Source organism: Nonomuraea sp. NPDC050451 (assembly GCF_044458585.1).
The window spans coordinates 318616-340175 of sequence record NZ_JBITHZ010000008.1; the positions used below are offsets into that span (position 1 = coordinate 318616).

General features: G+C 71.5%; 20 protein-coding genes. 8 read left to right on the forward strand and 12 right to left on the reverse strand.

Annotated elements, in window-relative coordinates; genetic code table 11:
- The first annotated feature begins 214 nt into the window (after nucleotides 1-214).
- Together ACIBI9_RS26425 and ACIBI9_RS26430 are read left to right on the forward strand one after the other, a co-directional pair.
- Entirely contained in the window at nucleotides 215-784 is a 570-nt protein-coding gene (locus tag ACIBI9_RS26425; protein WP_397225262.1) for a TetR/AcrR family transcriptional regulator, read from the forward strand.
- 185 nt (nucleotides 785-969) lie between these two features.
- Nucleotides 970-1140 carry a hypothetical protein gene (locus tag ACIBI9_RS26430; RefSeq protein WP_350731913.1) on the forward strand — a complete coding sequence of 57 codons (171 nt, stop codon included), beginning with the start codon at nucleotides 970-972 and terminating at the stop codon, nucleotides 1138-1140.
- 91 nt (nucleotides 1141-1231) lie between these two features.
- Here the strand turns inward: ACIBI9_RS26430 and ACIBI9_RS26435 are convergent, their stop codons facing one another.
- From ACIBI9_RS26435 to ACIBI9_RS26445, 3 genes are all read right to left on the reverse strand, one after another.
- Nucleotides 1232-2650, reverse strand: coding sequence for an RNB domain-containing ribonuclease (locus tag ACIBI9_RS26435; protein WP_397225264.1), 1419 nt, complete (start codon nucleotides 2648-2650; stop codon nucleotides 1232-1234).
- 27 nt (nucleotides 2651-2677) lie between these two features.
- Entirely contained in the window at nucleotides 2678-3001 is a 324-nt protein-coding gene (locus tag ACIBI9_RS26440; protein ID WP_397225266.1) for an STAS domain-containing protein, read from the reverse strand.
- A gap of 216 nt (nucleotides 3002-3217) precedes the next feature.
- Nucleotides 3218-3802 (reverse strand): TetR/AcrR family transcriptional regulator, encoded by a 585-nt coding sequence (locus ACIBI9_RS26445; protein WP_397225268.1) that lies wholly within the window; start codon nucleotides 3800-3802, stop codon nucleotides 3218-3220.
- Between the two features lie 140 nt (nucleotides 3803-3942).
- Here ACIBI9_RS26445 and ACIBI9_RS26450 point away from each other — a divergent pair, with 140 nt between their 5' ends.
- The 4 genes from ACIBI9_RS26450 (at nucleotide 3943) to ACIBI9_RS26465 (ending at nucleotide 9421) form a co-directional block, all read left to right on the forward strand.
- Nucleotides 3943-4641, forward strand: coding sequence for a hypothetical protein (locus ACIBI9_RS26450; protein WP_397225270.1), 699 nt, complete (start codon nucleotides 3943-3945; stop codon nucleotides 4639-4641).
- A 224-nt stretch (nucleotides 4642-4865) separates the two neighbouring features.
- The gene (locus ACIBI9_RS26455; RefSeq protein WP_397225272.1) at nucleotides 4866-6296 is read left to right on the forward strand and encodes an RICIN domain-containing protein; all 1431 of its coding nucleotides are present in this window, start codon (nucleotides 4866-4868) and stop codon (nucleotides 6294-6296) included.
- A 119-nt stretch (nucleotides 6297-6415) separates the two neighbouring features.
- Nucleotides 6416-8488, forward strand: coding sequence for an alpha-galactosidase (locus ACIBI9_RS26460; protein WP_397225274.1), 2073 nt, complete (start codon nucleotides 6416-6418; stop codon nucleotides 8486-8488).
- 99 nt (nucleotides 8489-8587) lie between these two features.
- Entirely contained in the window at nucleotides 8588-9421 is an 834-nt protein-coding gene (locus ACIBI9_RS26465) for an ACT domain-containing protein (protein ID WP_397225276.1), read from the forward strand.
- Nucleotides 9422-9795: 374 nt separating this feature from the next.
- On the opposite strand, the gene ACIBI9_RS26470 is transcribed toward ACIBI9_RS26465, so the two are convergent.
- The 9 genes from ACIBI9_RS26470 to ACIBI9_RS26510 all read right to left on the reverse strand — a co-directional run bounded on the left by ACIBI9_RS26470 (nucleotide 9796) and on the right by ACIBI9_RS26510 (nucleotide 20044).
- The gene (locus ACIBI9_RS26470) at nucleotides 9796-11121 is read right to left on the reverse strand and encodes an aminopeptidase P family protein (protein WP_397225278.1); all 1326 of its coding nucleotides are present in this window, start codon (nucleotides 11119-11121) and stop codon (nucleotides 9796-9798) included.
- Nucleotides 11114-12388 (reverse strand): alpha/beta fold hydrolase, encoded by a 1275-nt coding sequence (locus ACIBI9_RS26475; protein WP_397225280.1) that lies wholly within the window; start codon nucleotides 12386-12388, stop codon nucleotides 11114-11116. The genes ACIBI9_RS26470 and ACIBI9_RS26475 overlap by 8 nt, the downstream gene beginning before the upstream one ends.
- Nucleotides 12385-13197, reverse strand: a complete 813-nt coding sequence (locus ACIBI9_RS26480; RefSeq protein WP_319719703.1) for an ATP-binding cassette domain-containing protein — start codon at nucleotides 13195-13197, stop codon at nucleotides 12385-12387. The genes ACIBI9_RS26475 and ACIBI9_RS26480 overlap by 4 nt, the downstream gene beginning before the upstream one ends.
- Nucleotides 13194-14006, reverse strand: coding sequence for an ABC transporter ATP-binding protein (locus tag ACIBI9_RS26485; RefSeq protein ID WP_397225283.1), 813 nt, complete (start codon nucleotides 14004-14006; stop codon nucleotides 13194-13196). Before ACIBI9_RS26485 ends, ACIBI9_RS26480 begins: the two co-directional genes overlap by 4 nt.
- Nucleotides 14003-15001, reverse strand: a complete 999-nt coding sequence (locus ACIBI9_RS26490) for an ABC transporter permease (RefSeq protein WP_397225285.1) — start codon at nucleotides 14999-15001, stop codon at nucleotides 14003-14005. The genes ACIBI9_RS26485 and ACIBI9_RS26490 overlap by 4 nt, the downstream gene beginning before the upstream one ends.
- Entirely contained in the window at nucleotides 14998-15912 is a 915-nt protein-coding gene (locus ACIBI9_RS26495) for an ABC transporter permease (protein ID WP_397225287.1), read from the reverse strand. Before ACIBI9_RS26495 ends, ACIBI9_RS26490 begins: the two co-directional genes overlap by 4 nt.
- Nucleotides 15913-17616: an ABC transporter substrate-binding protein gene (locus tag ACIBI9_RS26500; protein ID WP_397225289.1), complete on the reverse strand. Its 1704-nt coding sequence runs from the start codon at nucleotides 17614-17616 to the stop codon at nucleotides 15913-15915. It lies immediately after the preceding gene.
- Nucleotides 17613-19529 (reverse strand): glycoside hydrolase family 127 protein, encoded by a 1917-nt coding sequence (locus ACIBI9_RS26505; RefSeq protein ID WP_397225291.1) that lies wholly within the window; start codon nucleotides 19527-19529, stop codon nucleotides 17613-17615. Before ACIBI9_RS26505 ends, ACIBI9_RS26500 begins: the two co-directional genes overlap by 4 nt.
- Before the next feature lie 137 nt (nucleotides 19530-19666).
- Nucleotides 19667-20044 carry a hypothetical protein gene (locus ACIBI9_RS26510; protein WP_397225293.1) on the reverse strand — a complete coding sequence of 126 codons (378 nt, stop codon included), beginning with the start codon at nucleotides 20042-20044 and terminating at the stop codon, nucleotides 19667-19669.
- 186 nt (nucleotides 20045-20230) lie between these two features.
- Here ACIBI9_RS26510 and ACIBI9_RS26515 point away from each other — a divergent pair, with 186 nt between their 5' ends.
- Nucleotides 20231-20980 (forward strand): hypothetical protein, encoded by a 750-nt coding sequence (locus ACIBI9_RS26515; protein WP_397225295.1) that lies wholly within the window; start codon nucleotides 20231-20233, stop codon nucleotides 20978-20980.
- 52 nt (nucleotides 20981-21032) lie between these two features.
- Nucleotides 21033-21560, forward strand: coding sequence for a hypothetical protein (locus tag ACIBI9_RS26520; protein WP_397225297.1), 528 nt, complete (start codon nucleotides 21033-21035; stop codon nucleotides 21558-21560).

Genomic DNA, 21560 nt, shown 5'->3' on the forward strand with positions numbered 1-21560 from the left:
GGCGGCGCCGGCTGTTGGAGCGGGCGGACGGTGGCGCACCATACGACCGACGATCGGGGGAGGGGGCCGCTCGCCTCGTGTCCGTGCGGGCCGTCGCCGGGTGCGCCCGCCCGTGCTCGCCGGGCGGGTGAGAGTGATCGGGAGGGGTGCGGGGGCGGAGGGGTGGTCGATAGAATCGGAGAGATCCCTCCGGTTGTTGAAGGCAGGTTCGTTCATGGGCGACGACCACAGCTCGGCCCGGCCGTTGCGGGCCGACGCCCGGCGGAACCGGGAGCGGGTGCTGCAGATCGCGCAGGAGGCCCTGGCCAGTGACGGCCTGACGATCTCCTTCGACGAGATCGCGCGGCGGGCCGGGTTCGGGGTGGGCACCGTCTACCGGCACTTCCCGACCAAGGAGGCGCTGTTCGAGGCGGTGCTGCTGGGCCGGATCGAGCGGTTCGTGGCCGACGCCCGCGCGCTGGCCACGGCGGAGGACCCTGGGAAGGCGTTCTTCGCCTGGTTCGCCAAGGTGGTCGAGCAGGCGTCGAGTAACCAGGCATTGTGCGACATGCTGGACAGCGGGGCCGGGATGAGGGTCTCGTTGCAGGACGATCTCGGCAGGGCCGTCGCCCGATTACTGGTCAGGGCGCAGCGGGCCGGGGCGGCGCGCGGGGATCTGTCAGGGGAGGACGTGCTGGATCTGCTGCGCGGGTGCCTGGTGGCCGAGCGCAGGGCGCGGGCCAGAGGGGCGGCGGTGCGCATGGTGGACGTGATCTGCGACGGGATGCGGGTGAAAGCGGCCTGAGCCCCATGACGAGAGACTGACCGGCCGGTCAAAGCGGTGTCGTCATTCGTTCACGGAACGTCACCTTAGGGGCAGTTTTTCAGCCGATCGTGCTGGAAATCCCCATGTCAGAGACATCCTCGGACGCACTCGCCGAGGCCCGCCCCTCGGTAGTCCGGCCGGCCCCGTTCGGAGGTAGCCACCACATGTTCGCCCTTGTCGCCGCACTGCTGTTCGTGCTCGCCCTCGTCTTCGAGATCGCCGGCCTCGCGGTCGGCAGCGTAGTCACGGTCGCCACGCTCGGCACCGCCGGGCTGCTCTGCGTCGCGCTCCACCTCATGGGTGTGGGCGCCGGGTGGAGTCTGCTGAAGAAATGACGCCACTGCGGGGCCGCGCACGGAGCATGCCGTGCGCGGCCCCGCAGGTCGCCCGGGGTTCACGTCGCCCGGGGTTCACGTTGCCCGGGGTTCACGTCGCCAGGCTGAAGCGGACCTCGCGGGTGGCGGGGTCCGCCTGCGTCAGGCGTACCGTGACCTGCTCGCCGAGGGGGAGCGGGCCGTCGCAGCGGGCGATCACGGCCGGGTCGACGAGCTGCACCTGGCCGCCCCCGCGGCGCTCGTCCACGTCGATCACCACCGCGTCGAACGCCTGCCCGATCCGCTCCCGCAGCAGGAACGCCTCCACCAGGTCCACGCACGCCCGCTCCACCGCCCCGGCGCGCCGTCCGGTCGAGCCCATGATGGCGGGCAGGGCCGCCAGGCCCGCCCGGATGTCGAACGGCACCGGCACGCCCGCCGCGACCGCCAGGCACACCTCGGTCGCGTACCGGTCGACCAGGCGCCGCAGGGGCGCCGTGACGTGCGCGTACGGCGCCGCCACCGCCGCGTGCTCGGCCAGCTTGGGCGGCGCGCCGTCGAAGGCCACGTAGCCCGCGCCGCGCAGCAGCACCTTCGACTCGTGCAGGAACGCCGCCTGCTGCGGGTTCTTGGGGTCCAGGTCGTGCACCACGGCGCCGTAGGCGGCCCCGTCGGGCCAGGGGACCTCCAGCGCCTGGGCCACCCTGCGGACCTTCGCCAGGTCGTCGGCGTGCGGCCGGGGCAGCACGCGCAGGATGCCGATCTCGGCGTCGAGCATCATCGAGGCCGCGGCCATGCCGGTCAGCAGGGAGATCTGCGCGTTCCACGCCTCGGCGGGCAGCGGCAGCCGGAACTCCAGCCGGTAGGCGCCGTCGCCGTCGGCGACCACCTCCTGCTCGGGGGTGGGCAGGGTGACGCCGCCGCGCTCGCGTTCGAGGGCCAGCCGCAGGCGGCCGATCTCGGCCAGCAGCCCCAGGACGCCGTCGGCGGTGCCGGTGTCGACGGCCGCCTGCACATAGGCGTAGTCGAGGCGCTCGCGGCTGCGGACGAGCGCGCGCTGCACGTCGGCGCCGACCATGCGGCCATCGGCGTCGAGGTCGATGCGCCAGACCGCGGCCGGCCGCAGCGCGCCGGGCAGCAGGCTGGCCGCGTCCTCCGACAGGACCTTGGGGTGCAGCGGCACCTTGCCCGCGGGCAGGTAGACGGTCTCGCCCCTGGTGCGGGCCTCGGCGTCGATGGGGCCGCCCGGCCGTACGAACGCGCCGACGTCGGCGATCGCGTACCAGACGCGGTAGCCGGCGCGCAGCCGCTCGAGGTGGACGGCCTGGTCGAGGTCCATCGAGCCGGGCGGGTCGATGGTGACGAACGGCACGTCGGACAGGTCCTCGGCGTCGAGCCGCGGCACCCGCGCCACCCACGCGGCCTCGTCGAGCACGGCGCGGGGGAAGTCGTCCGGCAGGTCGAGCTCCCGCCTGACGCGTTCGAACCCGTCCTCCAGCTTCAGGGGTATCTGATCGGGAACCTGAATCACGCCTGCCAACCTACAGGTGGCGGGGGTTCAGGTGAGGCGCCCCTCCAGGCCGGTGATGCGCAGCAGCCGCCGCAGGGCGGGCGGGACGCCCGTGAGGCGCAGCGGGGTCTGCTGGGCCCGGGCCTGGTTGTGGGCGCAGACGAGGATGCCGAGCCCGGCGGCGTCGATGAAGGACAGCCGGCTCACCTCGATGACCAGCGCGCCCTGCTTGTGCCGGGCGCGTCCCGCCTCCTGCAGCAGGTCGAGCAGGTGGGCGCGCAGGAGCTCTGTGGTGGCGATGTCGAGCTCGCCGGACACGCTGACGGTCAGGGTTCCGTTGCGGCGGGTGGTGATCAGGTGTAGTGGCTCCATGAATCGGCTCCGCGCTCTGTCAGGGCCGGGAACCTCCTGCCAGTTGCGCGGGCCAGCCCTTGCGTTGGGCACCTGTTGCCATGACGGCGTCACTGAGAGCGACAGTGTTCGGCACCGAGTGTACATGTCTGTTCAGGGCTGAACGGTGATGCGGGTGGACAGTACTAATCCACCGGGATAACAATTCCGGTTACCAGATGTAAAAACATCACACCATCAGCGGACTTCCAGCCCGCGAAGGATGAGATCACACAAAGCGGTGAAGTCATCCTCGATACCCGGCCGGCTCCATTCGGCGGCGTGCGCGGGGTTGTGGAAGCGTACCGCGGCGTCGAAGACGGCTCGGGCCGCGGCGGCGGGGTCGGGGGCGGCGAACTCGCCCCGCGCGAGCCCGGCGTCCACGATCTGCCTGATCTGGCCGACCAGGTCGGCGACGTGCCGCTCGACGACCTGGCTGGACTCGCTCACCAGCGCCACGTACGTGGCGAACAGCTCGGGGTCGTCCAGCGCCCGCCTGCGCTTGGAGCGGAACAACGCGCCCAGCCATTCGCGCAGCCGCACGCTCGCCGGGGCCTCGGAGGCCGGCACGGTGGCCAGCTCGGCGTGCGCCTCGTCGAGCCAGCGCTGGGTGACGGCCTCGCGCAGGGCCGTCTTGCTGGGGAAGTGCCGGTAGACGCTGCCATGGCTGACGCCGAGCGCACGGGCGACGTCGACGACCGTGGCCTTGGCCGGACCGTATCGGCGCAGGACGTCCTGGGCCGCGGCGAGGATCTGGTCCGGTGTCAGGATGCCATCTGTCACCTTTCCAATTCTGTCAGCCGCCCGGGTATACACGATCCTGCGGAGGCGGCTGACACATTTGCAGAAATTTGTGCATTCATCCGGTCGGAGCACACTACGCTGCTACCGCTGTCAGGTACGAGGGGAAAGCAAACAACATCGTGTGGATCGCAGTCGCAGTGCTGGCCGCCATTGTCGTGGGGGCGATGGTCTGGTGGTTCCGCCGTGACCCGGTCGGCCGTGTCGCCGGCAATACGGTCGAGGCGGACATGGATCTGGGGATTCCGGCGGAGGCCGAGCCCGCGTTCATGGAAGGTCTGCGGGCCTACCCGCTGCGGGTGGGCGGCAGGCTGGGGGTGCTCACGACGTACGAGCCGCCCCGGCTGATCTCGCTGCACCTGCTCGCCGACGCCTTCGCGGCCCGGGGGGACGCCGCGCTGCACGATCCGCAGGGCACCGTCGTGGCCCTGATCGCGCACCTCGGGGCGGTGGAGCGGCCGGGGGTGCTGCACCTGCGCGAGGACTGGCTGGACGGCGAGGTGGACGGCATGGACCGGGCCGCCTTCGCCGAGGCGGTGCGCGAGGCCGTGTCCGGCGAGTGCCCCTGGTCGGCCGACCCGGTCATTGGAGCGTTGCAGGTCACCGTGCGTGAGTCCAACACGATGATGCTCGACCTGGCCAGGGTGCTCGAGCTGTACCGGGAGGCCCGGGGGGAGCGGCCCGAGGCGACGGCCGGGGAGTTGCTGAGCGAGGTCGCGCCACGCCTGATCGCCGCCGGCGGGCCGGGGCTCACCTGGACGAAGCCGCCCACGCAGGAGGACCTGCGCATCGTGCTCGGCGGCGCGCCCGAGCCCGCCTGACGGCCCGCTACGCGGAGTCGCCGGGAACGCACGACCCGGCACGTATCCGCAGGTCAGTGTCCCACTATGTGAAAGTTTCAGCGCCGATTGACAGTGGGAAAGCGCTTACCTATGTTGTGGCGTGTTCGGTCACACGTATGGCAGCCACATATGTGAACGGATTCTCGCTGGGGGGACACGTCGCAGGCCGTGAGCGGCCTGCCGGGCCAGCAAGGAGCTGAATCGTGCGACAGAGAATCAACGGCAGAACGGCGGCGGTCATCGCGGGCGTCATCGGCCTGACGGGCACGGCAGTCGTCGCGGTGGCCTCCGCGGCGGCAGCGGCCCCCGCGCCGGGGGCGTACACGGTGGTGAACAACGGCAGCGGCCTGTGCCTCACCGTGCCGGGATCCAGCACGTCCGACGGGGTCCAGCTCACCCAGAGCGGCTGCGGCAGCGCCGCTCAGACCTGGAACCTGGCCGCCGGCGGCAGCGGCTACACCCTCAAGGCCGCCCACAGCGGCAAGTGCGCGGGCGTGCAGGACGCCAGCACCTCCGCGGGCAAGGCCGTGCAGCAGGAGAGCTGCTCGGGCGCCTCGTCGCAGACGTGGACGCTGCCCGAGTCGGGCGCCACCGTCAGGATCGTCAACGCCAACGGCGGCAAGTGCCTCAACATCAAGGACAACTCGACCGCCTCCGGCGCCCTGGTACAGCAGAACTCCTGCGACTCCGTGGCCACCAAGCAGTGGCGGCTCGTCCCCGCCGGCAGCAACCCGACCAACCCGCCCACCGACCCGCCGCCGACGACGCCCCCGGGCAACGCGAACGGGCTGGTCGGCTGGGCCACGCAGGGCGGCGGCACGACGGGCGGCGGCAACGCCTCGCCGGTCACCGTCAACAGCGCCTCCTCCCTGACCAGCGCGCTGTCGGCGAGCGGCGCCTCGGTGATCCGGGTGTCGGGCACGATCTCCTGCTCGGGCATGCTGAAGGTGACCTCCAACAAGACCGTGCTCGGCAACTCGGGCGCGACGATCGTGGGCTGCGGGTTCAACATCTCCCAGGCCTCGAACGTGATCGTCCGCAACCTCACCTTCCGTGACTGGGGCGACGACGCCATCAACGTCCAGTACTCGACCCGGGTGTGGCTCGACCACAACTCGTTGAGCCACGGCAACGACGGCGCCATCGACATCAAGCGGGCCAGCGACTACGTCACCGTCTCGTGGAACAAGTTCTTCAACCACGACAAGACCATGCTGCTCGGTCACAGCGACGACAACGGCGGCGAGGACCGCGGTCACCTGCGCGTGACGTACCACCACAACTGGTTCGACGGCACCAACCAGCGTCACCCGCGCGTGCGGTTCGGCAACCCGGTGCACGTCTACAACAACTACTACGGCAGCGTCGGCAGCTACGGCGTGGCCTCCACCGAGGGCGCGGGCGTGCTCGTCGAGGGCAACTACTTCGAGAACACCGAGGACCCGTTCCACCTGGGCGAGGGTGACTCCGGCCCCGGCACGCTGGTCGCGCGCAACAACCACTTCGTCAACTCCGGCAGCGGCCAGAGCGGCGGCAGCGTCGGCTCGATCCCCTACTCCTACTCGCTCGACACCGCCTCCAACGTCAAGTCCGTCGTCACCGCGGGCGCCGGCGCCGGACGGATCTCCGTCTGACGCCCACCCCCCTCGCGGCCCCTCCGGCTCCCGCCCCGGAGGGGCCGCCCCATGATCGAGGCAAGTGTCCTGTTCCTGTAGGTTCGCGTCGTAACGCTGAGCTGAACGAGGAGCCTGACTTGTCACCCCTCATCCTCTCCGCCGCGGGGGCCGCCCTGGTGCTGGACGCCGCGGGACCCGGGCTGCCGCGCGTGCGCCACTTCGGCGCCGACCTCGGGTCCGCGACCGGCGCCGACCTGACGCCCGCGCTGGCCTCCCTCACCGCCGCGCCGCCGCTGCTGCCCGCCCAGGGGGACAGCTGGTACGGCAGGCCGGGCCTGTCGGGCGGCCGGGACGGCGAACACTGGCCGGTGCGCTGGACGCTCGACCGGATCGACGCGGACGCGACGCCCGGCCAGGGCGGCACGATCACCCTTGCGGCCTCCGACGCCCGCGCCGGTCTGGAGCTGGTCAGCGAGCTGGCCATGGACGCCGGCGGCCTGGTGACGATGCGGCACACGCTCACGAACGCCGCCGTCACCCCGTACCGGCTGGAGGGGCTGATCTGCGCGCTGCCGGTGCCGGCGCGCGCCGGCGAGCTGCTGGACTTCACCGGGCGGTGGGCGCTGGAGAAGGTGCCGCAGCGCACGGAGTTCGGGTACGGCGTGTGGTCGCGGGAGAACCGGCGCGGCCGGACCGGGCACGACGGCACGGGGCTGCTGGTGGCCGGGACCGCGGGATTCGGGTTCCGGGGCGGCGAGGTGTGGGGGGTGCACGCGGGCTGGAGCGGCAACCACGTCCACTACGCCGAGCGGCTGGCGGAGGGCCCGGCGCTGGTGGCGGCGGGCGAGCTGCTGGAGCCCGGCGAGATCGTGCTGGCCGAGGGGGAGAGCTACCGCACGCCGCTGGTGTACTTCACCTGGTCGGGCGGCGGGCTGGACGAGGCGAGCACGCGGCTGCACGACCACCTGCGCGCCGCCCTCCCGCTGGGGGTACGCCCGGTCACGCTGAACAACTGGGAGGCCACCTACTTCGACCACGGCCTCGACCGGCTGCTGGAGCTGGCCGACAAGGCCGCGGCGGCGGGGATCGAGCGGTTCGTGCTCGACGACGGCTGGTTCCGCCACCGCCGCCACGACCGGGCCGGGCTCGGCGACTGGTACGTCGACGAGGGCGTCTGGCCGGACGGCCTGAACCCCCTCGCCGAGCACGTGCGCAAGCTCGGCATGCAGTTCGGGCTGTGGTTCGAGCCGGAGATGGTCAACCCGGACTCCGACCTGCTGCGCGCGCACCCCGACTGGGTCCTCGGGCAGGCCGGGCGCATGCCGCCGCCGCAGCGCAACCAGCAGGTGCTCGACCTGGCCAGGCCCGAGGCGTACGACTATCTGCTGGAGCGCCTGGACAGCCTGGTGAGCGAGTACGAGCTCGACTACATCAAGTGGGACCACAACCGTGACATCGCCGAGCCGGTGCACGACGGGGTGCCCGGGGTGCACGCGCAGACGCTGGCCGCGTACCGGCTGCTGGACGAGCTGCGGGCCCGCCACCCCGAGCTGGAGATCGAGTCGTGCTCGTCGGGCGGCGCCCGCATCGACTACGGCGTCCTGGCGCGTACCGACCGGGTGTGGACGTCCGACTGCAACGACGCGCTCGACCGGCAGGCGATCCAGCGCTGGACCGGGCTGCTCGTGCCGCCGGAGCGGATGGGCAGCCACGTCGGCGCGCCGCAGGACCACAGCACGGGCCGGTCGCTGCCGCTGGCCTTCCGCGCGGCGACGGCGCTGTTCGGGCACATGGGCGTGGAGTGGGACCTGACCTCGGCGAGCCAGGCGGAGCTGGAGGAGCTGGCCGAGTGGATCGCCCTGCACAAGCGGTTGCGGCCGACGCTGCACGCCGGACGGGTGGTGCGGGCCGACCACCCGGACCCGTCGGCGCTGCTGCACGGGGCGGTGCTGCCCGAGCGCGGGGTGTTCGCGTTCGTCCAGCTCACCTCCAGGGTCTCGATCGGGCCCGCGCCGCTGCGGCTGCCCGGGCTCGACCCGGCGGCGACGTACGAGGTGCGGGTCGCGGGCCCCAAGCCCCGCGCGGCCGGGCTGCCGGAATGGACCTCGAGTCCGGTACGGCTGAGCGGCGCGGTCCTGGGCGAGCTGGGGCTGCCCGCTCCCGTGCTGCGGGCCGAGTCGGCGCTGGTCTTCGAGGTCGAACGGGTGTAAGGCCCCTGTCATGAACGGGTCATGCGGTTAGAGCGGTTTAATGCCGCCGCAACCGTGGCGTTCGTGATCACGAAACACGCCCCGCACACACTTGGGTGCATGAGCGATACGCCCCAGACTCAAGCACCCAAGGTGATCAACGGCAATCGGCGCTCCTGGCGGAGAGAGATCGTCGAGCTGGCCGCGCTGTTCCTCGCGGTCGGCCTGGCGCACCTGCTCGCGACCCTGCTCGGCCACCGCGAACCGGGTCCGGTGGTGATGGTCGGGCTGGGGGCGGCGTTGATCGTGGGGGCGGCGGTCCACAAGCGGATGGGCCACCGCCCCGTACGCAAGGTCCCCGCGCTGCCCGTGGAGGAGGGCGCGGGGGCGGCCATGGTGCTGTGGCGCATCCGCATGCGGGTGGTGGAGCGGCCGGGGCGGCTGGCCGCGGTGGCGGGGGCGTTCGGGCGGCTGGGCTGCAACATCCTGGCGCTGCACATCGCGCCGACCGGGAGCAGCGCGATCACGCCCGCGGGGTGTGACGCGCTGGACGAGTTCGTCATCGAGGCGCCGCCGGGGCTGGCGCTGGAGGCGCTGGCGGGGGCGCTGGCGGAGGCGGGCGGGCATGACGTCGTGATCGTGCCCGCGCAGGTCAAGGACCTCACCGATCCCGGGGTTCAGGCTCTGGTGCTGGCTCAGCGGGTGAGCGCGGATCCGGACCGGCTGCCTGAGGCCATGGCGGAGCTGTTGCGGGTGCCGGAGGTGGAGTGGCGGCGGCCGGGTGACACGGTGGACGAGGGGGCCGAGCTGAACACGACGATGGTGATCTCGGTGAATCCGGATCGGGCGCTGCTGGTCCGGCGTCCGGAGCTGCCGTTCACGCCTACGGAGGCGGCCCGGGCAGCGGCCCTCACCGCCACCGCCCGCCAGGCCCGCTACAGCAGCTCACCCTGACCCGCTCGCCCGCTACAGCGGCTTGGGACGATCCCGCCGCCCCGGTACAGCTGCTTGGGCTGACCCCGCACCGGCACCACGCCTGGGCGGTGGGCGGATCGGCTCCTCGGGCGCGCGTGTTGCGCCGGGCTGCGCCGCACCACGCCTCGCCGACGCGGCGCTTGGAGGGGCGGCTCATGACGGCGCGCCCCTTCTTGGCCGGCGCGAGGCCGGGGTCTGGAGGGGCGCTCAACGGATGGCACCGGGAGGCGCGCACCTGGGGCGCCCGTGGTCGGGTGGTGAGTGCTTGGGTGGCCCGCCCCTGGGTCTTGGGAGGCGGGCCGGGCGGGTTCTTCCGGCGCTGTGTGGGGTGGTGCCGGAAGAACCCGTGTGGGTCAGGCCGTGTGCTCCTTGGCCCAGCGTTCCAGGCCCGGGGCGTCGATGGGGAGGGCGTCCGAGAGGACCTCGGCGCCGGACGGCGTCACCAGCAGGTCGTCCTCGATCCGCACCCCCACCCCGCGCAGCTCCGGCGGGACCGTGAGGTCGTGGGCGTGGAAGTACAGGCCGGGCTCGACGGTGAGCACCATGCCCGGTGCCATGACGGCCCCCTGGTAGGCCTCCGGGCGGGACTGGGCGCAGTCGTGCACGTCCAGGCCCAGGTGGTGGCCGATGCCGCAGATCAGGTAGCGGCGGTGGTGCTGGCCGGCGTCGGACAGGGCCTCGTCCACCGAGACCGGCAGCAGGCCCCAGTCGTCCAGCCCGCGCGCGATGACCTCCATCGCCGCGTGGTGGAAGTCGGTGAAGCGCCGGCCGGGGCCGACCGCCGCCAGACCCGCCCGGTGCGCCTTCTCCACCAGGTCGTGCACCTGCCGCTGGGCGGGGGAGAAGGCGCCGGAGGTGGGGAAGGTGCGGGTGACGTCGGCGGTGTAGTGGCTGCGGACCTCCACGCCCATGTCGAGCAGCAGCAGCTGGTCCGGCAGGACGGGCCCGTCGCAGCGCACCCAGTGCAGGGTGGGGGCGTGGGGGCCGCTGCCGACGATGGTGGCGTAGCCGGGGCCGTTGCCGTACGCCCTGGCGTAGCGGTCGAACGTGCCCTGCAGCCACCGCTCGCCCGCCCCCTCGATCGCCGTCGGGACCTCGGCCAGCACGGCCGCGAAGCCCTCGACCGTACGGTCCACGGATTCGCGCAGCTGGCCGATCTCCCACTCGTCCTTGATCATGCGCAGCTCGGCCAGCACCCGGGGGAGCTCCTCCACCGGTTCGGACGTGTCCGTGAACTCCGACAGCGGCCGCACCGCGACCCCGAGCGCCGCCGACCACTCGGCGAGGGACGGGGACGGGCCCACCCACAGCTCCCCGTACGCGGCGTCGGCGAAGAAGCCGAGCTCGCCGGGGCGGGCGGGCGGCGGCAGGTAGAGGGTGGCGGCGCCGTCCGCGATCACGGCCACGGCGTTCTCCACGGCGCAGCCGGTGAGCCAGTAGAAGTCGCTGTCGACGCGGAAGTCGTAGGCGGTGTCGTTGCTGCGTACCGGCGCCCGGCCCGCCTTCACCACCACGGTCCTGCCGGGCAGCGCGGCGGCCAGGCGCTCGCGGTGCGCGGCGGCCGCCTCGACCGCCCCGGGCACGAGGTCGGGGGTGCGGGCGGGGGCGTCCCAGCCCTGGGCGATGAACTCGAGGAACGCGGGGACCTCTGTCAGCTTGGGGGGTTTGCCGTCACTCACTGGTGATTCCTCCTCCTATGTCGCGCACCAGTCCGGTCAGGCGGGCGAAGACGCGTTCCTCGCCGATGCCGTCGTGCTCGTACTCGTTGGTGACCCAGGCCTGCGTGTTGCCCACCCTGGAGGCGGTGTCCAGCTGCAGCCCCGAGTCGACGTACATGTCGTCGAAGTAGACGGCCGCCGCCACCGGCACCTCGTTGGCGGCCAGGCGGTCCAGGTCGTACAGCGCCGGCCACTCGGCCCGCTCGGCGAGCAGGTCGACGGCGGCGCGGAAGGGGCGCAGCGCGCGGATCTCCGCGAACATCCAGGGGTAGATCATCTCGCCGGTGAACAGCAGCGGCCGGGCGTCCTCGGCGAAGGCGGGGTGGTTGGCGCGCTCGCGCTGCGCCGCCCAGGCGGTCGCGCCGGGACCGGAGCCATAGATGCTCTCCTGCAGCGCGGCGAACAGCGGGTTGTCGGCGTAGGAGGAGCGGGCCAGCACCTGGTGCAGGAACGTCTCCGGCAGCTCGGCGGATTCGTCGAGCAGCCAGTGCATGCGCTCGTAGCCCGGCTTCATGCCGAAGTCGATCCCCAGCGACTGCAGCCGCCGCACGGTGAGCGTGTCGCCGTCGGGCAGCAGCACGTCGCCGTAGGCCAGCCGGTCGGCCAGCCGGGCCGCCGTCTCGGCGTGGTGCGGGTAGCGGCGGTAGAACTCGGCGTTCTTGGCCGCGACCCGGGGATAGGTGCGCCGGTAGACCTCCGACGCGTCGGGGTCCAGGGAGGGCAGCCCGCCCGCCACGTAGCAGGCGCTCAGGCCCTCGGGCGCCTGCGACAGGTACGTCATCGTCAGGAAGCCGCCGTAGCTCTGCCCGAGCGTCGACCAGCGCCGCCCGCCGAAGACGGTCTTGCGCAGGTGCTCGGCGTCGGCCACGATCGAGTCCGCGCGGAAGCGGGCCAGGTAGTCGGCGCCCTCCTGCGCGTCGAGCGCGCTCATCACCCGCCCGTCGATCCGCGAGCTGCGGCCGGTGCCCCGCTGGTCGAGCAGGATCACCCGGTACGTCTCCAGCGCCCTGCCGAGCCAGCCCGACGTGCCGACGGGGCGCGGCCCCTTGCCGCCGGGGCCGCCCTGCAGGTAGAGCAGGCACGGCAGGTCGTCGCCGTCCCGGGTGGGGTCCACGAGCTCCCTGGCGAAGACCCTGATCGTGGCCTCGGGGTCCGACCAGTCGAGCGGCACCTCCACGACGTGGTCGCGTACCCGCATCCCGGGGATCGTGTAGGTCGCGGTGATCACAGCTTCTCCCTCCTGCGGCGGTCCCACTCCGGGTTGATGCGCGGGATGGCCGCCAGCAGCGTACGCGTGTAATCATGCCGGGGCTCGCCGAAGACCTGCTCGGCGTCCCCCAGTTCGACGATCTTCCCCTTGCTCATCACCGCGACCCGCTGCGCGATCTGCCGGACGACGGCCAGGTCGTGGGCGATGAACACGTAGCTGAAGCCGCTCTCGCGCTGCAGCCGCCGCAGCAGCTCGATCACCTGAGCCTGCACCGAGACGTCCAGCGCCGAGACGGCCTCGTCGCAGATCACCAGCTTGGGGTTGACGGCCAGCGCGCGGGCGATGCCGATGCGCTGCGCCTGCCCGCCGGAGAACTGAGCGGGGTAGCGCAGCGAGTGGTCGGGGTTCAGCCCGACCCGCTCCATCAGCTCCTTGGCGTGCGCCCGCCGGCCGCCGTCGGGCGCGATGCCCTGGTAGTCGAGCGGCGCCATCAGGATCCGCTCCACCGTGTGGCGGGGGTTGAGCGAGGAGAACGGGTCCTGGAAGACGACCTGGACGTTGGCGCGGAAGCGGGCCAGCGCCGCCCCCTTGGCGTGGGTGACGTCCTCGCCGTCGAACTCCAGCGTGCCCTCGCTCGGGTCCATCAGCTTGGCGATCATGCGGGCGGTCGTCGACTTGCCGCTGCCGGACTCGCCGACCACGGCCAGCGTCTCGCCGAGCCGCACCTCGAAGCTGACCTGGTCGACCGCCGTGAACTCGGCCTTGGCGCCCAGCGGGCCGCGCGAGACGAACCGCTTGGTCAGGTCCTTGGCCCGCAGCAGCGTCATGCGATCACCTCACCGTCTACTGGATCGTCGATGCGCGGGATGCTCTCCAGCAGCATCCGGGTGTAGTCGTGGCGCGGCTCGGCGAAGACCTGCTCGGCCGTGCCGTACTCGACCTGCTCGCCCTGCCGCATCACCAGCACGCGGGTCGCGATCGAGCTGATCACGGCCAGGTCGTGCGTGATGAACACCATGCCCATGCCGCGCTCCTGCCGCAGGCCGGCCAGCAGCTTCAGGATCTGCGCCTGCACGGTCACGTCCAGGGCCGTGGTCGGCTCGTCGGCGATCAGCAGCGCGGGGGAGCACACCAGAGCCATGGCGATCATGATGCGCTGCCGCTGCCCGCCGGAGAACTGGTGCGGGTAGTAGTCCACCCGCCGCTCCGGCTCCGGCAGGCCCACCTGATCGAGCGCCTCGATCGCGACCTTCCTGGCCGCGCCGCGCGAGCCGCCGCGGTGGGCGCGGTACATCTCCTCGATCTGCAGGCCGACCGTGTAGTACGGGTTCAGGGACGACAGCGGGTCCTGGAAGATCATCGACATCTGGTCGCCGCGCAACCGCCGCAGGTCCCGGTCGGGCCGGCCGAGCAGCTCCGTGCCGTCCAGCCGGATGCTCCCGCTGGTCCTGGCGCCCTTGGGCAGCAGCCCCATGACCGCCAGGCTGGTCATGGACTTGCCCGATCCGGACTCGCCGACGATCCCGACCGTCTCGTCCCGTCCGATCGTGAAGGACACGCCCTTGACCACGTCCACCGGACCGCGCGTGGTGGGGAAGGTGACGGTGAGGTCCTCCACGACAAGCAGGTCGCTCATTTCGCCGTGATCCTCACTCTCGGGTCCAGCCTCGTGTAGACGAGGTCGATCACCACGTTCCCGACCACCACGAAGAACGCCGCCAGCAGCGTCACCGCCATGATCACCGGCTGGTCGTTCTTGGTGATGGAGTCGGCGGCCATCTTGCCGACCCCGTTCAGCCCGAACACCGTCTCGGTGATCAGCGCGCCGCCCAGCAGCGCGGCGAAGTCCATGCCGAAGATGGTGGCGATGGGCGTCAGCGCCGGGCGCAGGGCGTGCCTGCGCAGGGTCAGGGCCGGGCTCAGTCCCTTGGACCGGGCCGTGCGCATGAAGTTCTCGGCGAGGGTGTCGATCACGTTCGCCCTGGTGAGCCGGGCGTAGAGGCAGGCGTAGACGGTGGCCAGCACGACCCATGGCATCAGGTACGACTGGAACCACACCACCGGATCGTCGGCGAACGCCACGGCCTGCGGGAACGGCAGCACCTGCAGTTGCACGACCAGCACGTACTGCAGCGCCAGCGCCAGCACGTAGTTGGGGACGCTGGAGCCGCCCAGCGCCAGGCCCATGGCCGTGCGGTCCCACCAGGTGCCCTCCTTCACCGCGCTGACCAGGCCGGCGACGATCCCGATGAGCAGCCACAGCACCGCGGCCCCGATCGCGACCGTGGCGCTGACCGGCAGCCGCTCGACCACCATGTCCCACACGGACTGGCCGGTCTGGAAGCTGTAGCCCAGGCACGGGGCGGCGCAGTGCACCAGGTTCGCGCCCTCGCCGTAGTCGCGTCCGGCGAAGATGCCGAAGAGGAAGCCGAAGAACTGCGTCAGCAACGGCTCGTCCAGGCCCAGCACGGCGTGGATCTGGTCGATGCGCTCCTGCGTGCACGTCTTCCCGCAGATCATCACCGCCGGGTCGGGCTGGAGCGTGAAGAAGATGATGAACGTGAACAGGCACACCAGGAAGAGGATCAGCAGCACCCCGCCGAGCCGCCCGGCGATGTAACGCGCCATCATGAGGCCTCCCCGGCATCGAGCGTGGCGCGCAGCCGGTCGCCGAGCACCGTCAGCGACAGCACGGTGAGGAACAGGAGGCTGCCGGGGATCACGAAGTACATCGGATCGACGGCGTACCAGCCGACCGAACTCGCGATCATCTGGCCCCACGACGGCGTCGGCGGCGTCACGCCGACGCCGAGGAACGACAGCCCCGCCTCGGTGCCGACGTAGCCGGGCACGGCCAGGGTGGTCATCACGATCAGCGAGCTGCGCAGGTTCGGCAGGATCTCCTTGAACACCAGCGCGCCCGTGGAGGCGCCCGACGCGCGGGCGGCCTCCACGAACTCCCTGTTCACCAGCGTCATCGTCTGCCCGCGCACCACCCGCGCCAGGTACGGCCAGCCGAAGAAGCTGATCACCAGGACCAGCAGCACCGGCCGGTTCCCCTGCGGCAGCGACGACAGGATCGCGATCATGAAGATGAGCGCCGGGAAGGCCATGAGGAAGTCCATGACCCGGCAGATCACCTGGTCCACCCAGCCCTGGTAGAACCCGGCCAGCATGCCCAGCACCACGCCCAGCAGGGTCGTCAGTGCCGTGGCGGAGGCCGCGATCAGCAGCGAGACGCGCGCCCCGTACGCGATGCGGGCCAGGATGTCGCGGCCGTTCTGCGGCTCGACGCCCAGCAGGTGGTCGGCGCTGATGCCGCCGAGCGACCCGCGCGGCACCCCGCCCAGGTCGGTGTCGACGGCGGCGGTGTCGAAGTCGTTCGGGCCGTGGCCGGTGATCGCGCTGATCAGCGGCGCGCAGATCGCCATCAGCACGATCAGCGCGAGGAACGCGGTGCTCAGCACCGCGCCCTTGTCGCGCAGCAGCGCGCTCGTGACCCGCGCCCTCGACGAGCTCGGGGAGTAAGCGACGACGGCCATCTACTTCGTCGGCTTCGCCAGGCCGACGGAGATCAGGTCGATGCCGCCGGAGAAGGAGTTGGACTGGTAGGCGCCCGCGATGTTCGAGCCGACCAGGAGGATGAGCTTCTCGTAGGCCAGCGGGACGACCGGCGCCTCCTTCATGATCTGCTTGTCCAGCTCGCCGTAGGCCGCGTTGGCCGCCTGCACGTCCGTCATCGCGGCGATCTCGTCGATCCGCTGGTTGATGCCCTTGTCGTTGATCTGCGCGAGGTTGGCGTTGCCCTTGGCGGTGATGTTGCGGCCGTCGAACAGCGGGGGCAGGAACGTCGCGCCGGAGGCCCAGTCGGGGCACCAGCCGGTGACGGCGGCGTCGTGCTGCTGCGCCGGCGTGCCGATGACCTCGTAGTACGTCGAGGTGTCGATGTTGTTGATCTTGACTTCGATCTTCACCTGCTTGAGCGCGTCCTGGATCGCCACGGCCACCGCCGCCATCTTCGGGTCCGGCCGGGTGTCGAGCGTCAGGGTGAACCCGTCCGCCTGGCCGGCCTCGGCCAGCAGCTTCTTGGCCTGCTCGGGGTTGTACGGGTACGGGTCGTAGTCCACCCGGCCCGCGACCGTGGGCGGCTGGATCGAGGTGCCCTTGGCGGCCAGGGCGCCACCGCCCATGCCCGCGACCACGGTGTCCTTGTTGATCGCGTAGTTGATCGCCTGGCGCACCCGCACGTCGTCCAGGGGCTTCTTGGTGGTGTTCAGGCCCATGTACGTGGTGCAGCCGTTGAGCCCGGACAGCGTGCGCTGCTTGATCTGCGGCGCCTGCACCCGCGCCACGGTCGCCGCCTGGATCGACGGGCCGATGGCGTCGGCGTCGGTGCCCTGCCCGGCCAGCATGCGCTCGTCGATGGTGGCCGCGTCGAGGCCGAACGTCCACTCGAACGCGTCCGGCTTGGCCGCCCGGACGCTGTCGGTCTCACGCTTCCACTGCGGGTTGCGCTCCAGCTTCAGCGACACGCCGCGCTGGTAGCTCGCCACCTTGTACGGCCCGCTCGCGATCGGCTTGGTGTCGAACGCCGCGCCCGCCCCCGTGCCCTTGGGGAAGGGCGTGAAGTTGGCCAGCGCCAGCGCGCTCGGGAAGTCGGCGAAGGGCTTCTTCAGGTGGAAGACGACCGTCTTGTCGTCGGGCGTCTCGATGGTCTTCAGGTCGCCGTCCAGGTACGGGCCCTTGTAGTCCTTCGGCGCGTCCAGCAGCAGCTTCCCGTACGGCGAGCCGATCCCGGCCTCCGGGTCGAACGTGCGCGAGAAGCCGAACTTCACGGCCTCGCTGTTGATCGGCGAACCGTCCTCGAAGAACAGGTTGTCCTTGAGCTTGAACGTCCACGTCTTGCCGCCGTCCGACGGCGTGCCCGTGTCGGTCGCCAGGTCGGGCACGATCTTCGTGCCCTCGGCGCCCGGACCCGCGCCGAACATCGTCAGCCCTCGGTAGATGAGCCGGTAGAAGTTGTTCACTCCACCGTCGAAGCCGCGCACCGGGTCCAGATGGGAGAAGTCCGCCTTGTTCAGGATGTGCACGGTGCCGCCCGTCGCGGCGGGCGCGCCCGGCCCGCCCGACGCTCCCGTGCCCGAGCCCGTGCCGGGGGTCGCCGCGCCGCCGCCCCCGCCACATGCGGTGAGCGCCAGCACGGTGGTCATGGTGACGCTCGCGAGCGCCGCCGATCTCCTCATCATGATGCCTTCTTTCCGTTGGTCCAGGGGGTCCTGACCCAGACCCGCATGGCTTGGGGGCCGCGGTTGCCCCACAGGAAGTAGGGGACGAAGGTCGCCACGACCCTCGTCTCCGGGAGCGCCTCGTGCAGAGGGAGCTCGGGATAGAGCTCGGCGGAGGGCGGGGGAGCCGCGTCCGCCTCCAGACGCAGCACGACGGCCGCGTCGCGGCGCTCGATGTGCGCGTTGAGAACGTCGTGGGCCCCGACGAGCAGGTCGTCGACGGCGGCCTGCGGGCTGTCGTGCTGCTCGACGCAGTACACGAGCGGCCCCCGGGCCAGGCTGAGAGCGCTCCTGGTGGCGTCCAGGTAGGGGTGCGAGCCGTGCGCCCGGACCGGCATGGGCAGGGTGAGGCGCACCTCGTCGCCCGGCGACCACGCGCGGTGCAGGGTGACCCAGCCGCCGGACTGCGGCGCCGCGTCACAGGGCTCGCCGTTGACGGTGACCGTCACGTCCCGGGCCCAGCCGGGGACGCGCAGCACCAGCCCGTACGGGCCGTCCGGCGCCCGCTCGACGGCGATGCGCACGTCACCGTCCCACGGGTAGGCCGTCTCCATCGCCAGCTCCAGCTCGGCGGTCCGGATCGTGGCCTGCGTGTAGGAGGCGATCAGCACGGCGCCGTCCCGCTCGGCCGCCACATAGTCGGCGAGCTGGGCCATCCACCGCACGATGTTGGGCGGGCAGCACGGGCAGGTGAACCAGGCGCGGCGCAGCGGCTCGCCGCCCGCCTCCGAACCGCTGCGCTGCGCGTGGTCGGGGCGGCGCTGCAGCGGGTTGTCGTAGAAGAACGCCGTGCCGTCGGCCGACAGGCCCACGGCGTAGGCGTTGTAGAGCACGCGCTCGAACACGTCGAGGTATTTCGCGTCGCCGCCGGCCAGGAACATCCGCCACGCCCACTGCATGACGCCGATGGCCGCGCAGGTCTCGCTGTAGGCGCGCTCGGACGGCAGCTCGTACCGGTCGCCGATCGCCTCGTCGGAGTGGCGGCTGCCCAGGCCGCCGCTGACGTACAGCTTGGTCGCCACCATGTCGTCCCAGAGCCGCTCCAGCGCCTCGAACAGCGAGAGGTCGCCGGTCTCCAGGAAGACGTCGGCCGCGCCGGCCGCCAGGTAGGCCATGCGCACCGCGTGGCCGGTCACCGACGGGAGCTCGCGGAAGGGCACGTGGTCCTGGAAGTACTCGCCGGGGAAGATGCGGTGCTCCATCTGCCCCGTGCCCCTGCGGTCGACGAACGTCGCCGCCAGCGTCAGGTAGCGGCGCTCGCCCGTCTCCCTGTACAGCTCGACCAGCGCCATCTCCACCTCGGGATGGCCGCAGACACCCGTCTCCCTGAACCGGTCCGCCGCCAGGTCGGCGAAGCGCGAGGCCACGCGCAGCAGCCGGTCGTCGCCCATCCGCCGGTTGGCGGCCACGGCCGCCTGGATGAGGTGGCCCAGGTTGTACAGCTCGTGCCCCCAGGCCAGGTCCTCCCACGGCTTCTTGGCGGCAGCGGGGTCCTGGAAGAAGGAGTTGAGGTAGCCGTCGGCGGCCTGGACGCGTTCCAGCAGGCCGACCACCTCGTCGAAGAACTCCCCGGCCGAGGTGTCTCCGTCGCCGAGCTCGTACGCCAGACCTTCGAGGGTCTTGTACAGGTCGGTGTCGAGGAACGGGTACCGGCCCCGGTAGGGGGCGGGGTCGTCCTCCAGGAGGCGGCTCAGGTTGGCGACGTTGCCCGCCGCGCGGAGCTGTTCGATGGTGTGGGGGATTGTGGCCCTGCGGTTGCGGCGCTGCCAGTCATGCAGCAGTCCGCCGGTGATGCGTACTCCGGACAGCGGCCGAACGGCCCCTGCGGTGGTGCGTACGGCGCCGGCCAGGGGCCTGACCTGCTTGGACGTCATGAACCTTCCCAGTAATGTGTGGCATTGCACTGAACCTTAGGTGTCTGGGAGGTAAGTTGCCAAGGGTTAGGACCGGATGGAAAAAAGAACGTAACCCGTCCGGAAACCACCGGACGGGTCGCTCTGGTGCTCGGCGCCTACGCGCCGTAGGGGGCGGGGCGCCAGGACGCCCAGTCGATGCGCACCCGGTCGAGCCGCTGCGGATCCACCTTGACCGGCACCACCGCGCCGGGCACGATCATGCCCATGGGCAGGCGCGGCAGCGACTGCCGGTGCGTGACCTGGTGCACCTGCCCGTCCTGCATCCGCACCCCCAGGACGAAGCTGACGAGCGGCTGCCCGTTGACCGTCACGCCGGTGTCGGTCATCGACTCGATCACCGCCTGCGCGGCGATGCCGGTGGCCAGGAGCTGCCGGCCGTTCCAGGAGGCGATCAGGAACGGCAGCCCGACGCACGCCAGGATCAGCATCGTCGCCCCCGTGATCGCCATCGACATCCACAGTCCCGTGCCCATCGTTTCCTGCCCTCTTCCCGCCCGCCGCAGGCGTGTCTGCCGATCTGCCGGATGCCGTTGTACGCCGGGCGGATTGCACGCCACTTGAGCGCCGATTACACGCGGGGAATTGAGTAGCACGTACTCAGGCGTTCATCGCACCGCCGGGGCTGTACTGGGTGTCCCAGCGGAGAACCGGAGGCGACGATGCACGCGCACCATGACCAGGGCCATGACCAGGGCCACGACCGGGACCAGCCCGAGACGTTCGACGTCCACGGAATGCTGCTCTTCGGCGACGACCCGCTCTACTTCTCGCACCTGCCGATGTTCAACATCCCGGCGCACCGCTTCCAGGTGCTCATGCAGGTCGACTTCCGCGACGACGTGCGCGAGGTGGTGCGTAAGGTCGACGACCTGCGCACGTTCGTGCCGGACCCGTTCGACATCCTGGAGCTCGACCCCCACGGCGGCCCGGTGCGGACCTCGGTGCGGGGCACCGTCTTCCGGGGGCACTTCGAGCGCGGCGGCACCCCGATCGCCGAGGACGTCACGGCGCGGATCAAGCGGGTCTTCTTCTTCCGGCGGCTCGACCCGGCCGCGCGGCACGACGACAAGGCGCCGCTGAGCTACCTGTGCTTCGGCCGTGCGGGCGGACTGCACCTCGCTCACGAGATCACCGCCCGCCCCGACTTCGACCAGATCCTCGCCGTCCGCCTGGTCACCGGGACCGTGCGCCACGAGCCCGGCGTCACCGGAGAGCCGCCCGCGGACTTCGAGCGTCCGGTGCCGGTGACGTTCGGCCGGGTGGACACGCCCCGGCGGCGGCTCGTGGCGGGCGACACGGCGGAGGGGGCCTTCGACCTGGGTGTCTCCCGTACCGGGGAGCACGGATTCCACGCCCAGGTGGAGGTGGTCGATGAGATCTATATGGAGACGGGGGACCTCAGCATGTAACAAGCCCGTCGAAGCGCTGCGGCCAGCCCCAGGTGCGCTTAGATTGTGGCGGATGAAACGTGTGTCCGTGGTGGGCAACTCCGGGTCGGGGAAGTCGACGCTGGCGGCGGCGCTGTCCGGGCGGCTGGGGGTGCCGTGGCTGGAGCTCGACTCCGTCTTCCACATGGCCGGGTGGACGCCGCGCCCGCCGGAGGAGTTCAGGGCCGAGGTCGACGCGTTCACGGCGGGCGACGGGTGGGTGGTCGACGGCAACTACTCCGCCGTGCGCGACCTGGTGTGGTCGCGGGCCGACACCGTGGTCTGGATCGACCTGCCCAGGCCGGTGGTCATGCGCCGGCTCCTGGCCAGGACCCTGCGCCGGATGGCCACCGGCGCCGAGCTGTGGAACGGCAACAGGGAATCCTTCCGCTTCCTCCTCGACAAGGACGAATCGGTCGTCCGGTTCGCCTGGCACCAGCACGCCGTCCTGCGGGAGCGCTACCGGCGGGCCGCCGCCGATCCGGCCAACGCGCACCTCGACTTCGTCCGCGTGGCCTCGCGGGCCGACGCCGAGCGACTCGTACGGGCTGACAAAAATTGA